At 61.4% G+C, this 15,145-nt stretch carries 9 protein-coding genes; 8 read left to right on the top strand and 1 reads right to left on the bottom strand.

From position 1 onward, the window contains the following. Window positions 1-407: 407 nt before the first annotated feature. The 4 genes from IWX78_RS16110 (at window position 408) to IWX78_RS16095 (ending at window position 8,036) form a co-directional block, all read left to right on the top strand. On the top strand, window positions 408-1,415 hold the full coding sequence (locus IWX78_RS16110) for a hypothetical protein (RefSeq protein WP_196834658.1): 1,008 nt from the start codon (window positions 408-410) through the stop codon (window positions 1,413-1,415). 394 nt (window positions 1,416-1,809) lie between these two features. Continuing rightward, entirely contained in the window at window positions 1,810-2,391 is a 582-nt protein-coding gene (locus tag IWX78_RS16105; protein ID WP_196834657.1) for a recombinase family protein, read from the top strand. Window positions 2,392-2,536: 145 nt separating this feature from the next. After that, entirely contained in the window at window positions 2,537-6,655 is a 4,119-nt protein-coding gene (locus IWX78_RS16100; protein ID WP_196834656.1) for a dsDNA nuclease domain-containing protein, read from the top strand. Between the two features lie 355 nt (window positions 6,656-7,010). Continuing rightward, window positions 7,011-8,036, top strand: a complete 1,026-nt coding sequence (locus IWX78_RS16095) for a hypothetical protein (RefSeq protein ID WP_196834655.1) — start codon at window positions 7,011-7,013, stop codon at window positions 8,034-8,036. A 93-nt stretch (window positions 8,037-8,129) separates the two neighbouring features. On the opposite strand, the gene IWX78_RS16090 is transcribed toward IWX78_RS16095, so the two are convergent. Beyond that, the gene (locus tag IWX78_RS16090; protein WP_196834654.1) at window positions 8,130-8,735 is read right to left on the bottom strand and encodes a hypothetical protein; all 606 of its coding nucleotides are present in this window, start codon (window positions 8,733-8,735) and stop codon (window positions 8,130-8,132) included. A 621-nt stretch (window positions 8,736-9,356) separates the two neighbouring features. On the opposite strand from IWX78_RS16090, the gene IWX78_RS16085 reads away from it, so the two are divergent. The 4 genes from IWX78_RS16085 to IWX78_RS16070 all read left to right on the top strand — a co-directional run bounded on the left by IWX78_RS16085 (window position 9,357) and on the right by IWX78_RS16070 (window position 15,069). Next, complete coding sequence (locus IWX78_RS16085; protein ID WP_196834653.1) at window positions 9,357-10,016, top strand: hypothetical protein; 660 nt, start codon at window positions 9,357-9,359, stop codon at window positions 10,014-10,016. Window positions 10,017-10,395: 379 nt separating this feature from the next. Further along, complete coding sequence (locus IWX78_RS16080; protein ID WP_196834652.1) at window positions 10,396-12,447, top strand: ATP-binding protein; 2,052 nt, start codon at window positions 10,396-10,398, stop codon at window positions 12,445-12,447. Window positions 12,448-12,991: 544 nt separating this feature from the next. Continuing rightward, window positions 12,992-13,912 carry a hypothetical protein gene (locus tag IWX78_RS16075; protein ID WP_196834651.1) on the top strand — a complete coding sequence of 307 codons (921 nt, stop codon included), beginning with the start codon at window positions 12,992-12,994 and terminating at the stop codon, window positions 13,910-13,912. A 368-nt stretch (window positions 13,913-14,280) separates the two neighbouring features. Continuing rightward, on the top strand, window positions 14,281-15,069 hold the full coding sequence (locus IWX78_RS16070) for a hypothetical protein (protein ID WP_196834650.1): 789 nt from the start codon (window positions 14,281-14,283) through the stop codon (window positions 15,067-15,069). Window positions 15,070-15,145: the final 76 nt, after the last annotated feature.

Raw genomic sequence — 15,145 nt, 5'->3', positions numbered from 1 at the left:
TGATCGGTTCTCACTGACCATCCCACGATGGCTCACCACGTCGACAATCCGACGCTCAGAACCCCGGAAACCACACCACCCCAGGGGACGTCACCCAGTTCGCGCGAAACGGATGCATGCGCGCTGCGCCCCGGCTCGTCGTCTCCTTCCGTTGAAGGCTTGACACTTGCTCCACCGCACTGAAAGTCGTTCAAGTCACGGTCTGCGAACGCGACAGGGGCCCACGCGACAATGGCCCACGCCCGATCTTCCTTGCTTCTTCCTTTTTTGCTCCGCACTCTTCTTCGTTCTCTGCCTTCGGCTCCATCTCCGATCTCGAAGCGAGTGATCCGCGCGCTTCGCCGCTCGTCCAAGGCGGCGCGAATAGGCTCGGGGGAGAGCGAGACGATGCCCGAACGGAGCAATGCGTGACAAATCAGTACACTTACTTCCCGCGTGGATCAGGTCAGATCGGGTCGGTCATGCTGGACGCGAATGTCACGGCTAATCTCGACTCGATAGCGAAGCGAGGCTCATCGTTTAGAGATGAGGCAGTCCGCGAACGGATCGTTGGTCTCCTTGATCGTCTTGGGGATTCTGAGGTTCTGGCAATGGCAGGCTTGGGTGCAGCCGAAGGGGACATCAGGCGAGAGTTCCGCGAGACGGACTACTCGAATTTCCACCGGCGTTCCGCACATGCGAGGTCTCTTCTAAACGAGAACAGGGACTCTTTGCGCCGTTGGGCAGCGGGCGAAGTGGTGGAGCCAGTCAGCGTCGATCTCGAAGGTGAGCGGCAGAAGCAGACTGAAAGCGTCTTCGGTGTTGTGGTCGAGAACTTCCTCCTGCCGTCGTATGCCTTAGTCTTGCAGGCGTACTGGGCTAATCTCAGTGACCCGATTCCAATGAGGGCGCTGCGCTCCGTGGAGCGCGTCGCAGCAGAAACGCGCTGCCGTGGATCGAGGGAGATGATGCTCGCAATTCTCCTGGTCGCAGGGACGAACTCCGGGCGAGCGCTTGCGCTGAACATCATGAAGCTCCAGAACAAAGCGGGCCTCACGCAAACTTTGGACGCTGCTTGGAACACGAGCTTCGACCTCACATACACCCGCATGGCAGTCAATACGCCGCTGTGGGGGCGCGTGCCTGAACCCGTGGTCTTCGTCACTGCGGATAAGCACCTGAGCACGTTCGTGAATACGATCGAACCGCTCGGAGGGGGTCAACTCTCGAACGGCGCGGTGTTGTCGCTGGACTCAAGCTACTTAGAGGGACTTGTGCGGGACGATCTCTACGAGAGCATTCAGAAGCTGATGCTGGCAAGCACTAAAGCAACTTTGGTGAATGCCATGCCCGTCGAGCAGGTCGCGACGATACGACGAGCCAACTCGCTGAAACACATCAAGCGCCTTGAAGCGTGCCTCGCAAAGCACTATTAAAACGCTCTTACCCAGACCGAGATTGTCTAAGCGATAACCCGCGTGGTTTAACAACAATCAACCCCGACCGCAGTCGAGCGACTGAGGTCGGGGTTTCGCCGGTTTCGCTAGAGGGTCGCCAAGCGGTCCCGGTCAGCTCGGTCGATGACGTCGCCCTGCGGCGTCGAGGTGCTGCCCGTTTACCCCGCCCGGTGAAGATGCCCGCGAAGGTGCCATCCGCGTACACAGTTTTCGGTCTTGCAAGTCATGGGTTGCGAGGCGTCTCGTCGACATTCGGTGACTAACGTCAATCGACCCAGAATCCCGCGCATCTGGATTTCTCACAACTATGTGTTGCAAGTCCGTGGTTGAAATCAATGTACGGAGAGTCCGTTGCGAGACATGGAGGCACCCGTTGGCGAAGCTGATTGGGTACGCCCGCGTGTCGACTCGGCAGCAGATAACGGACCGCCAAGAGGCCGACCTTCTTGCTGCTGGCGTCCGCCGCGACGACCTCTACCTGGATCGCGGAGTGTCCGGAGCGCGAGTATCGCGGCCGAGTTTCGACAAGGCGCTTGATGCTCTCCACGCCGGTGACACTCTCGTCGTCACGACGCTCGATAGGCTCGGCCGCTCCACGCAGAACATGCTCGCGTTCTCGGCGGAGCTGAAGGCGCGAGGAGCGGGAATGCGTGTCCTCAACCTCGGGGGAGGAGACGTCGATAGCTCCACGCCAATGGGGTCGATGCTGTTCACGATCATGGCCGCGCTTGCCCAGATGGAGCTCGAGATCAAACGTGAGCGTGTGGTCGACTCGGTGAGCAAGCGGCGAGAGGCCGGGAAGGATCTCGGCGGACGCAGGCAGTCGATCAGCGACAGCCAGATCCGAAACGCTCTTCGACTCGTCCAAGGCAGTGAGCCTGCAGCGCAGGTGGCGCGTGATCTCGGAATGTCTCGGGCAACGTTCTACCGCCGCTCACGCGATCTAAGCGACTAACCAGGTTTCTTGGGGGCGTGGGTTGTTCCGCCACGCACTCAGTGACATGCACCACACGAACAAGCCTAGAATCGTGCGGATAAGACGTGCACCAAATAGCTCGGGCGATCTCGGGCGCGTCCTAGGTCGTCGTTACTATCAGGGTATGACCCGTCGAAACGTCGATCGCAGCACATCTGAGGCGCGGCGACGGCGCACCGCGCAAGCGCGCCGCCGCGAACAGGCGGAGGCTGTGCCATCATCCATCCCAGCACCGACTAATCTGCCTACCGAGCCACAGGCTGCGTTGTGGCTCGCATCTCGAGCCGGTGCGCGTGCGGGCCGAGGTTTTCGTTTTCAGAATCTGGTCGCCACGCTCGCGGTATTGCGTCTGTGGAGCGAAGGCGATGCGACAGCGGTAGTGACGCCGGAAGGGTACGACGACATTTCGGTACAGTCGTCGAGCGGGTCATTGTTCATCCAAGTGAAGTCGCGACGCGAGAGCGCGGGGGATTTCGCGGCTACGGACCTGCGGAAGGACCTGCGGTCCGTCGCAAAGGCTTGGGTGAAGCGGAGGGACGCCGGACTCTCAGCCGCGACGATTCTCTTGCTCGAGCGCCCGGTCGCTCGAATTCCGGTGCCCGAGTGGGTGAGCGGGGCCGCACAACCCGCTTCCAATGCCCGGGCTGAATTAGCTAAGGAATTGCAGGCTGTCTCTCTAGATAGCGATCAAGATACGGCTGCCTTCGCAGCGTCAACATCAGTCGTGACCTGTCCTGATCCACAGGCGCAGGCGATCAGCATTGTTGCCGCGGCTCGTGACTTCCCGGATGGACTCGCGGAGATCCTTGTGGCTGCCGTGTGTACCCAAGTCGGAGAGGCTAGCGACACGAATGCCGACCCGGATATAGCGAGTCGCGCAGCCGTAGATATCGCAGGCATCGGTGCCCTCATCGATCGTGTGCTGGCGACCGTCGACCTTGAATTGCTCGATGAGGCGAGGTCGCTGGGGATTTCTGAGGCAATCGACTGGAATTCCTCTACCGATGGTTCGGACCTACGTCGGGGCGTGCATGTGGGGGCTCCTCATGTCGCTGCCGGGTTGCTCGTGCCCCGACCTGAACTCACCCAACAGGTGATCGAAGTCGCAGCGGCCCGTCGGTTGGCGGTCATCGCCGGGCCCAGTGGCAGCGGCAAGAGCGCACTCGCCTACGCTGCTTTGTACGAGACACGGAGGCTGTATCGCTGGCAGCAGGTCCACTCGCTGACACCGACGGGGCGCACCGGACGTGATGCCATCGCGTTGCTTTCGGCGCGCATCGAGTCTTTACGTCCGAGTGCGTACGCCCCGGTGGGGGTCCTCATCGACGACGCTGGGCGCCACGATCCGGATCTGCTCGACCGACTGCTGAAACGGCTCGCGGATCTGCCAAATGTGATCACCGTTGTTTCTATCCGGGAGGAAGACCGCTTTCCAGTTCCGCTGCTGTCGAGCATCGCCACGATAACGCCGATGCTTGACGACACTTTCGCAGAGAAACTCTGGCGCGACTATCGGGCCGATAATCTCACCAAATGGGCTGGATGGCGGGAACCAGCCGAGCGGGCGAGCGGCCTCTTACTCGAATACGTCACTCTGCTCACCGAAGGCGTGGATCTCAATACCGTCGTCAGTGCGCAAGTCCGCGCACGCGAAGCGGACCCGAGTCGACATCTTGAGCTTGAGATCCTCCGGCTTGCATCCTGTGCCAACCAATACGGCGTCGCCGTACCTGCGCACGCGATCCAGTCCGCACTGGGTGTCGATCGCGGCGCATTCCATGCCGCCAGCCGCCGCCTTATCGACGAGCACCTCATCGTCGAGGATTCGGGCGACCTCATACGGCCGCTGCACGAGATCCGCTCTGCCGTACTGGCCCAGGCCGCTCATCCCTTCGGGCAGCAAGAGACACTTGAGCGCCTCGTCCTGCTAATCACTGGCGGCGAAGTCTCCCGATTCCTTCGACGCGCACTTGAATCCGGGGCCGACCAGGCTGTAATGATTCAGGCCGCGACCAAGCGCATCACGCGCGATCGAACGCTCGAGACGCTCGTCGCGGTCGCATCCGCTTTCCGCTCTGATGGACTGCGGCAGCGGGCCGACGACTGGAAGCTCATCCTGGATGACAGTGATGTCGATGCTGGCAACGCCGTAACTGCGTTCACGATGTCCCGCACAAAGTCACACCCGGACACGGAACAGCTTTTCAAGCCCGAGATCGTGGCAGCAATCGTGCGCCTCCGCAACGTTCCGACCGATCCGGATCTGCAACCCCTGTGGCAAAAGATCGACTCGAAGCTGGTCGAAGAGCTCACGACCGCGGCGGTCCACGACGATGAAGCAACTCAACTTCTTTTGCAGGCCATCACCGTGCTTCGCGGTTTTGACGTGACAGCTCTCGAGTCCGCGGCGGGTGCAGTTGGCGCACGCTTGACTGTATGGGCGCTCCGCGACGCAGCCGACATGACGGAAGCGTTGCGCCGCGCGGCACCCGCACTCGCGGAACACGCCGTCATCACCGCCGGCGGCGAACAGCTCCTCTTGCGCAGGATTGCGACTGAAACACCGTGGCTAGCGTCCCTAGACCGGGTCGACGACGGGGTCGTTGGCAAGTGGATTTTCGTCGACGAGGAACTGCAGCCGAACCAGAACGAAGCTGTCGTTGAGGTATGCCGACTGGCCCTCGCTCTTGCGCCGACTGCGCTGATCGCCAGAGTAGGTGCGGTTGATGCCCTTGGGCGTTTGGTCAAGGTCGGCGGATATCCGCTCGTTGACAAGGCGATTCCGCGGGAAAATTTGCCCCATGCCCTCGAAGTCTCCGACAACAGAGCCCAAGCTCGGGCCTTGTCTCGAAAATACGGTGCGGGCACGCTAACGTTCAAGCTCGAGGCGGAGGCTAGAGCACTTGGGGAAATCATCGACCTGCTCCCGGAAATCACCATCGCCTACCTAGGCGATCGCGCCGTGCCTCAAGCGATTGTTCGTCGGTTTGAGCGGGTTACGGCGCTGCTTTCCGAGATGGACTCTCCGGCAGACGAGAGTTACACGGACGAAGTGCCCGGCGCACTGGGTGACTATCCCGTCGAGGGTGACGCCATCACTGTCGTGCGATCGCTACTTCAGCACGTCATCCCAAATCTTGCACGGGCGGATGTCGCCGAGCGGCGCCCAAATCTGACAGTCGGAACGTTCGACAGTCTCATCCCGAAGGTCAGCGCACTGATAGAGCTCGAGCGATATCGCTATCTACCCGACCCTCCAGATTGCGGCCGGCTAATCGACGCTCTCCGCGACTTGCGAATGGTCGCATCCGCTAGCGCAGGATCGGACAAATCACTCCGCGTAGCCATGCGGGCCGCTGCGGGGCGGCAGGCGGGAACCGCTCGGATCGCGGCCGCAGCTACAGTTGCAACCGAGCGCTCTTTCGCAGCCTTGCAAAAGGAAGCTGACCGAATGCGACTCGCACTCGCGGACTCGGGGCGTGCTGTGACCGTAGTGCCAAGCTCCTCCGACCACACGATGATGAATTGGCCGCCCGGAGACCTAGCGATCATCGTACAAGGACAGAGCGTCCTCACTTATCTAAACGCTCTCGCGGCTCTCGCGGACGCCGCGCGAGCTGCCACTGAACATCCAGACCGACGTATATGGATTGGACTGCGCTCAACCGGCGGCTACTTGCCTGCCTCGATCTTCCAAGTTGCACATGGCGGGGTGATCCCACTCGGCGATCGTGAAGCGCCGTCCGCCTTCGCCGGCTCAATCGCTGCGACACCAATTTCCGGTCCGTATGGAGCTTATCTCCGGCAAGCTCGTCGTTTATCGTCCATCGCGGCGATCATCGCGATCCGCGGGAGTACTCACATTCCCGATGAGGAAGGCAGGGTTCTCGAGGAATCGTGGGACCGTCTTGTCGGCCTCAAAGCGCACTTGGATGAGCTAACTTCCTCTCACAAAGGAACTGAGTACGTTTCTGCGCTCAGCAACATTTTGACAGTCATCGGTGCGGCCATCACCGATGATCTGACTACCGCAAAGGACTTGGTCGGAGAAGACCGATCTGAGTGGGAGGCAATCGGGGCCTTGCAAAGCCCATTACTGCTTGACGCGGACCAAGCGGCAATACCAGGAACCGATGCTGCCGTCGTCTACGGCACATCCGTTGTCATCGCGGAAATCGAGGATGACTTTGAGGAGGCTGATACGCGTCTTGCGCACATTACAGAGCTGAGTTCGAGTTCCTGAATAGGCAGTTGATCGGCGCCAACCTACCTGTTCTCCCGGAGCGACGGCCGCGACTACGCCGTCACTCCGGTATCGCTGGCAGACTCAGTTGCATGGTGGGGATGGGAGAGCACGATGAGCTCGAGAACAGAAATCTTCGCGATCTCTCCGGTGTCCCGGAGCCGCTCTCGTGGGCCCGTCCTGGAATCGTCCCATTTTCAGCAGACGTGCGTCGGCGCGTACTTCGCGAAGTTGGGTGGTTCAATAACCGGCGCGCAAGTGAAAATGCAGGCCGACGAGCCGTGGGGCGACTAGGACTGTTCTCGGATAGTCTTCGGATCATCCTGACGATCAAGCCGAAAGCAGGCCAGTGGGAATGAGCGCATCCAGCTCGAAGGCACGACGAGCCGCCCGGGCGGCGAACGTGACTGCTCGCAGCGCCCAGAGTTCTGGAGTCGTCAAGTGCTACGTCGAGCGGTTTGAGAATGCCGCTGGCGCGCCCGATCTTCGCCTTCACGAGAAGTCGACTAAACGGCTCGTGAGAGTCTTGACGGATCACCAGATGTTCAGGTCATTTGCGCCGTTGGCAAACCTGCTGCAGGACTGTCACGCGCATGGAGGCGGCCTCGTTGAGCCGCGGAGTCGCGCGGAGTACATCGCCATCTCCGCGCCGATCGTGGCGCAAGGTGCTCAGGAGATCGCTGTAGCATTCGAGCGCTTCTCAGTGGAGGTCCACATCGTAGCCGCGGACGTCGCATCTCCTCCGACATCGGTTTGGTCCTACATCGAGGAGTACTCGGACGAAGACGGCGGTCTTGGCCTGCGTCTTCGGCAGAAGGTCACCGGCCGAAAGATCGAGATGTATGGCAAGAACCGGGACCACCTGCTCACATTTCTCGGCAGCGCGCAGTTCACAGGCGCCGACATTTACATGCCGAACCTCTACCAGAAGGACGGCTTCGACGACTACGTGCTGGTTTCCGGAGGCACGACCACAGACTCGTATGACGTGGTGCTCTTCAACGACGGCGTCGAACTCACCTACTTGCTTGGTCCGACACCCGACACTGCATACCGGGACGCGTTCCGTGTGCTGGCAGAGGAGTCAGCGCCCGAGGCGCATGCGCGTACCGCGCAGACGCACTTCGACAGTGGACGCTACCGCGAGGCCGTGCTCTCCGCGCGACTCGCTGTCGAGACGGCGTGTGGCGGAAGGGGCGCCGATGTGAGGCGCCGGCTCGCTGCTGCTCCCGCTGATGTCGCGGCTGCGGGTGATGCCCTATATGGGAAACGCCACGTGGCTGTCCATGAGGGCGACACGCGAGTCGAGCAGCCCGACGCGATACAGGCGATCCGCGCAATGCGCGGCGTTCTGGCCTACTTGGTCCACGACGGTTCTTGAGGGCCAGCTAGCGCGGTCAGGATCTATATACACGCACCCGTAATGCGTTTCAGCTCGAAGAGAAGCACATCGAGTCTCTTTTGGTGCAGGACATCAAAACGATGCCGCCTTAATGACGTCGAAGAGGTTGCCGGGAATTGGCGCGTCGGTCATGGCGCCCAGGGGTGGGAGTGTGCCATCGAGGCGAAGTCCGTCCGCGAGTACCACCGTGCTGGGTCGACGCCAGGTGATGGCGTTGAGCGGTAGAAGCGGGAGGTCGGCTAGGTCACCTTTGGGCGCGCCATGGAGTAGTTCCCACGCTGCGCCCTCAGCGACCAGCGGATGCTCAATCGCCCATCCGGGATGGTAGACAAGCGTCAAGCAGATGCCTTCGAGGGTGATCATCGTCATCGGGAACCGTGTGGTGCTGCCGTCGTCGAGTTGAACCACCTTGGGAAGCACGACGCGTGCGGTCGGAGTCCCCTTCTCCTGCTCGGCCCGAAACGCCCACAAGGAGAGCCCGTCGGGCGCGGGAGAGCCGTCGATGAGCCACGTGAAGTCTTCCGCCTCCCATTCTCCGATGATCCGGTGCTTGTTGATCTCGGGATGCTGGTGGAGAGCTAGTGGATGAGTAGCGAGGAGAAGGATCTTCGCGAACCAGAGCCCGACGAAAGCCCACTCCTGCGCCTCGGCCTCACCGATCCACGAGTTTGGTGCCAACCGCCTGACGATATCCTTCGCCGGTTTCTCGAAACGGGTGTCGAGGGTTGCGTTACAACTCCGACAAGCCGGCACGAGCAAGCGCTGACGCTCAGGGAAATGAAGAGGCTCGTCGTCACGGTTGAGGAGGGCCTCACCGTTGGACGACCAGGCGAAGGACGGAGGTCCAGCTGCGTCGGCATCCTTAAGGAACCACGCCGGCCAGACATGTTCTCCCTTGCCCTCTGCGGGCCTGATTGCGCAGATTGCACAGTTCACCATGCGGAAAACCTAGCGCGTCCAACCGCGGTCCACGAATGCCTCGCGCATGTACAAACTGGTGGATGGAAGCCGCCCTCGCGCGTTCAAACGACAGCGATGAGCGCATCGAGGGGGTTTCGCACGATGGTCTCCCACCAAACGCAGTTCCCGCTCTCGGATGGGGTTCGGGCCGATGAATTGATCTTTGGGGGGGGTATTGCAGGGAATAGCGCGTTCAAGCTCCAGAGACTTCCTGCGACCTCGACGTGGTGTTCCCCCAGCATCACTGAGGCTTTGCGCCTGATCGGTCCGCGACAGGCTGGAACGAACACTTCGGCAGCATCTCCCGGCGGGGCGTCGATTCAATGCCATTCTGGGGAGATGAGTAGCCTCAACCCCAGCCCGGATGACTCGCCATCCAACGCGGACAGCGTCGCCGGATTCGACCGCACCATACCGCTCGCCGTCGAGGCTCTCGAGCACCGGGCGCGCGACGTCGAGAGCGTTGCCGGGGCGGGCGACGAGGCGGCCGTGGTGAAGGCATATGCGGCGGCGCGGTTCTTCATCGTCCAGATTGATGTCGATATGCGGGTGCTACTGCGCGCGATGGCAGCGGATCCGGCGGCGCGGGTCACGACGGAAAAGCTCCTCGCCCTCGTTCTCCGAGAGAGCATCGAAGGCGTCTACCGGGTGCTGGGGGACCTGCAACGCACTGCACGCACTCAGACCGGACGATTCGCCGATTTCATCGAGGTGGATCAGCTCACGACTGCGCAGGATGCCTACAAGAGAAGCGTCCGAGACATCGCCGAGGACCGTCCCTTCAAGGAGACGCTCGTGAAGATTCGCAACGAGGTCGCTGCCCACATGTTTAGCGACGACGTCGGCATCGAGTCAGCGGCTGCCTGGGTCGTGTCTCGTTCCGTCATGCCGAAAACCGATGATGCGATGTTCAACAGCCTGATATTCAGCCGCTCGATCCAGGTTCTTCGCGCGCTCCACACGCTCGACGAGGCGCTCGCCAACATCCGACGGATGTGAAAGGCGGCGACGATCGATGCGTCTCGAGCAATGTCGGAGGCCGCCATCACACTGATGGCATGTCAGACCTATACACCAAGAATGGCCGCCCGCTTCGGCGCAGCGGAGACAAACTCTTCGCGCGGTCGGGAACGTACGTCGGACGAATTAAGGGCGACTCCGTTTTTGACCCGGCAGGGCGCTACGCAGGCACCATTGTCGGAGAGCGTGTCGTTTACCGTTCCACGCACTCCGCACGAGTTTCAGGCCCGTCCGTGTCTGGGAACAGAGGCGGAACTGGAGCGGGAAATCGCGGGGCTTCCGGCATGTGGGGCGACGAACCCCCGTTCGCGGACTGAGCAAGAATATCGACCTGGTCGCAGGCCCTAGGGTGGGTCCCATGAGGGAACTTCCACTATCCGCCGGCGGCGACTTAGTCACTCGTCTGGCGCGCGAACGCGATCCCGTTCGCGCTGTCGTTGAACTCGTCTGGAACGCCATCGACGCGGAGGCCGACACGGTACGAATCGAACTCATTCGGACTGCTATGGATGCCATCGAGAGCGTGACCGTCGAGGACGACGGCCATGGAATCACCTCGGATGAGGTCCAAGGGACGTTCGGACGCATTGGAGGCTCGTGGAAGGCGCTCGCGAGTCGATCGAAGAATGACAAGCGTGGCCTGCACGGCCAGCTCGGCGAGGGCCGTCTTCGTGCGTTTGCCCTCGGGTCGCGCGTCACATGGGCGAGCGAGAGCATCAACGCAATCGGCGAGCGGGAGCGAGTCGTCATCGAAGGCGTCAAGGAGCGTACAGAGCCTTTCAGCTGGGAAGCGTCTCGTTCGACAGAATCAAGCACCGGGACCGTCGTCACGGCTCTAAACGAGCAGGACCGCAGCCTCAATTCACTTTTCAACGACACCACGCTGACGACCCTGACCTCGCAATTCGCACCAGTGCTGCTGAACGACGACGCTCTCGCCATAATCTTCGATGGAGTCAAACTAAATCCGAGCGACGAAGTTCTAGACGACACCATCGTCGAGGTCGCTCTGGACAACGACCCCGAGGCGGTCATTTCAATTCGCATCATTGAATGGCGAACGGGTAAGCATCGCGCTGTCTACTTCGGCGAGGACGCGGAGCGCTTTGTGGTGGAGATGTCGGGCGCCGAGGTGGAGAACCAGACCGCGTTTTCGGCCTACGTCACCTGGCCAGACTTCACCGTCGATACGTTCTCCGAGTTGGGGCTCGGCGAGATGGCACCCGACCCCGCTGGCGCCGTCTGGCGTGCGACCACGACGGCGGTGCGAGAGCATTTTGCATCGCGTCGTCGATCGAGACGCCGAGATCAAATCGATGAGTGGAAGTCGAAAGGCGTCTACCCATATAAGACCGAGCCGACAACCGAAGCCGGCAAGGCCGAACGGGCTGTATTCGACATCGTGTCGAGCGCCTTGGTGCCGCAGATCCCGAAGCGTAAAGACGGCGCGCAACTCACCCTCAATCTCCTCCGCGATGCGCTGAAGACTGATCCCGAGAATTTGGCGCTCCTAGTCAGTGAATTCGTGGCACTGACCGAGCAGGATCGGCAGGCGCTCACGAAGCTGCTCAGCGAGACCACTCTCGCCGGTGTAATCCGCGCGGCAAACCTCGTGACCAGCCGCACGAAATTCCTCGCGGGGCTCGAGCATCTACTGTTCGACCCGGAGGACTCGAAAAAAGTTGGCGAGCGCGACCACCTCCACAAGATCCTGGAGCACGAACTCTGGATCTTCGGCGAGGAGTATCACCTAATGAACAGTGAGCGCGGGCTCACGCAACTCCTGAGGACGCACTTGAAGCTCGAAGGCCTGCCTACAGGCAAAGTGGAGCCGGTCAAGCGCTGGGACGGCAAGGCGGGGCGGGTCGACCTGCACCTCGCCGCAAAAGCGAAGGAGCACGACCGGATCCGCCATCTCGTCGTCGAACTGAAAGCGCCGGATATTAAGGCAGGACGGCCTGAGCGCAACCAAGTAGAGGACTACGTGAATGTAGTCCTAAAGACGCCGGCGTTCGCGAGCGATCGAGCTGTCTGGGACTTCATTCTGGTCGTCACTGACTATGACGAAATCGTCGAAAACTCCTTCAAAGGCGATGACCGAGAGGTCGGACTGATCCTTGAGCCCGACAAGAAGCAGGGACGTCCGACGATTCGCGCTTACGTGCGTCGTTGGCGGGACATCATCGACGAGAACAAACGCCGCCTCGAGTTCGTAACTAGTTCTCTAGAATTCGACCCATCACTGGCAGAAGGTCTCGCCTTCATCCGCGAGGAGTACGCCGACAGCTGCCCGATAGTGTGGGGCACGCAGACGATACAGCCGACTTGCCCATCTGACCGGTTCAGGCGATACCCCGATGGCAGATCAAGTCGGAAGTTTCTTGATCGACGACGACGAGCGCGGAAATGAGGCGCGTCTCCTGCCGGTGGACTCTGGCGCTGCCGCCGGCGCGTCTCGCAATTTTGGGATTGGCCTCGGACGCCGTGGAGTCATCCACGTCGAACACAGGCTCTTCGTCGCGCCATACCGACCACTTGCGGTTCAAGCAGGATTCGGCTCTTGTTTCCAGGCCGCCGAATATACTCGCTTGGCTCCAACAATCACTTGTCATAATCGCCATTCACGGTGGTCGCCATGGTGGTGTTCTTCGTATCGAGCGCGATGACGACCGTGACTACGTTGTCCGGACCGCCTTCGGCGTGTAGAAGTTCACCGCGAGCTGTCCCGTGTCGGCAACGGCGACAGCTGGACCGTGATCGGAGTGCGGCGGAACGGCTCGGCAGAAGTTCGACGGCACGGCCGGCGGTGGGGGAGCGCTGTGGTGCTCCCTGCCGAGTACATGAAGCGACACGTTGAACTCGGCTACGCGGTCACTTCTCACCGTACGCAAGGGGTCACGACCGACACGGCGCACGTCGTCGTCGCTTCAAGCACAACGCGAGAGAATTTTTACGTGGCTATGACGCGCGGTCGAGACGCGAATATGGCCTACGTGGCCGTGGATCAGCCAGATGTCGCACACGTTGGTCCTCGCCCCGGCAATGACGTTGCCTCGACAGCGCGCAGTGTCCTCGACAGCGTCCTCCAGCACATCGGTGCCGAATTGTCTGCGCACGAGACGATCGCGGTGGAGCAGGATGCTCGGGGATCGATCGCGCAACTCGCGGCAGAGTACGAAACCATCGCGGCGGCCGCACAGCGTGACGGGTGGGCGTCGATGCTGCGAGAGACTGGGCTCTCTGAAAGCCAGGCCGATGACGCCATCCATTCGGAGGCGTTCGGGGCGCTGACGGCCGAGCTCCGTCGAGCCGAAGCGCACCACCTCCATGTCAGAAGCCTCCTCCAGCGGACCATTGTGGCCCGCGGGTTCGAGGACGCCCAAGACATCGCGGCCGTTCTGCAAAGCCGGATCGCCTCGGTGATAGCGCATGGTGCCGGTGCCGGTCGTCCCCGGCTCGAGCCAGCGATGGTGGTCGGGCTGATCCCGTCGGCGATGGGACCGATGGAACCCGACATGCGGCGGGCTCTCGACGACCGCAGCGCCATGATGGAGGCTCGAGCGCGTTACCTCCTCGATGCCGCTTTGCTCGCCAAAGCCCCGTGGACTCGGGTGCTGGGGCCAGCCCCACGCGGCTCCGCGGCAGCCGATTGGCGCCACAGCGCCTGCACGGTCGCTGCGTACCGGGACCGTTACGGCGTGCTCGGTGCGAGAGCCCTCGGTCTGCCACCCCGATCGATCGCCCAGGAACGGGACGCCGCCCACGCTCGTGCCGCACTCCGCGGCGCACAGCATCTCGCGGAAAAGGACCGGACCTATGGGGCACCTGAAACAGCTGTTCAGCCGGGACTTCCTCCCGTCGGCATCCGGTTCTAGTCAGAGCCAGCGGCTAATAGCGCTGCCCGGGTCGTCAAGCAGCCCATTCTCAATATCGTCTGACGCTCGATCTGCCGAGGCGCACGAACGCGTGGGGCGACGGCCAGTAAGGTAGCCCACCGTGAATCGGGGGGAGTCATTGCTCTACTGCCGGGGATTAAACTATTCATCGCTTCGGCCGTATGAGGCACGCGGGAATCTGTTCGGGCGGGTCAAACGGGACTTCGATGACTATTGAGTCACTCGCCGGTATCGGATGCCTTCTGATTCGCGTGAGGCGTCCCTTTTGGCGGCGGTCGAACCTCGGAAGCAGGTTTGTGATGCAGCTGTCAACTTAGTGTGGGACCCCGACCTGTAGTGTTCACGGTATGAGCGAGCTTCACCCTCAGGGGTCAGACGACGAAGGTGACGTAGAGCTGATCAGCGATGGAGAGAACTTACTGGTTTTTGGCGAAAACCGCCGATCAGTCGAAGGTTTCTTGCGAGCGCACGGCCTGCTCGAGAGGGCCTTCGACTTCGGGTCCCGACGGCTGGTTCCCGCACTCTATGCGTCGGCACAGGTGGCGCAGAGGATTTCAGACGCGGCCGCCGAGTCTGGTCTATGGGTAAAGCTGACATCAGAGTCGGCTGAGTTCAAGTATAAGTTTGGGCTCACTGACAGCGATGTGCCCGGCGTCGCCCACGCGATGGTTGGCGCTCGCGGCTCGATCAAGAAGTGGCTGCAGATTGACACGACAGCTGGCGCGAAGGCGACGAACCCTGCAGCACTCTCAGGTGTGGCTGGAGCGCTGGCGCAGGCCGCACGCGAGCAAGAGGCGGCGCAGTTAAGGCAGTTACTGGAAAATCTCGACCAAAAGTTGGATCAGGTGCTTCGCGGCCAACGCGACGACATCCTCGGAGATATTGCAGGCATCGAGCGCGAAATCCGCGCGGCCATGCTCATTCGAAAGATGGACGGCTCGGTCGACGGCGTGATGTGGTCGAAGCTGGCCGGTGCGTCGATGCAGACCCGGCAAGTTCAGTCGAAGGCCATTCTGAAGCTCGGCGGGATCGCCGACGATTTGGAGCGGCACCGGAAGTTAGGCGACTTGAACGCTGACCTGCAACACACCAAGGACGAAGTGAGGATGTGGCTGTCGGGACTGCTGCACGGATAGGTGACAGGTTGTAGTTACGCCGCCAGTGCGACGGTCGTGTTCATGATGACCTCGAACTCGACCGGCGTCAAACGGC

Origin of the sequence: Mycetocola sp. CAN_C7, from assembly GCF_015752285.1 — a bacterium.
GTDB lineage: Bacteria > Actinomycetota > Actinomycetes > Actinomycetales > Microbacteriaceae > Mycetocola_A.
The sequence above is the reverse complement of the archived record's forward strand: the minus strand, read 5'-3'. Positions and strand labels throughout refer to the sequence as shown.

Coding starts and splice junctions, on each gene's coding strand:
- IWX78_RS16100 (WP_196834656.1), top strand. CDS start 2,537: ATGACCCGTCGAAACGTCGATCGCAGCACATCTGAGGCGCGGCGACGG.
- IWX78_RS16095 (WP_196834655.1), top strand. CDS start 7,011: ATGAGCGCATCCAGCTCGAAGGCACGACGAGCCGCCCGGGCGGCGAAC.
- IWX78_RS16085 (WP_196834653.1), top strand. CDS start 9,357: ATGAGTAGCCTCAACCCCAGCCCGGATGACTCGCCATCCAACGCGGAC.
- IWX78_RS16080 (WP_196834652.1), top strand. CDS start 10,396: ATGAGGGAACTTCCACTATCCGCCGGCGGCGACTTAGTCACTCGTCTG.
- IWX78_RS16070 (WP_196834650.1), top strand. CDS start 14,281: ATGAGCGAGCTTCACCCTCAGGGGTCAGACGACGAAGGTGACGTAGAG.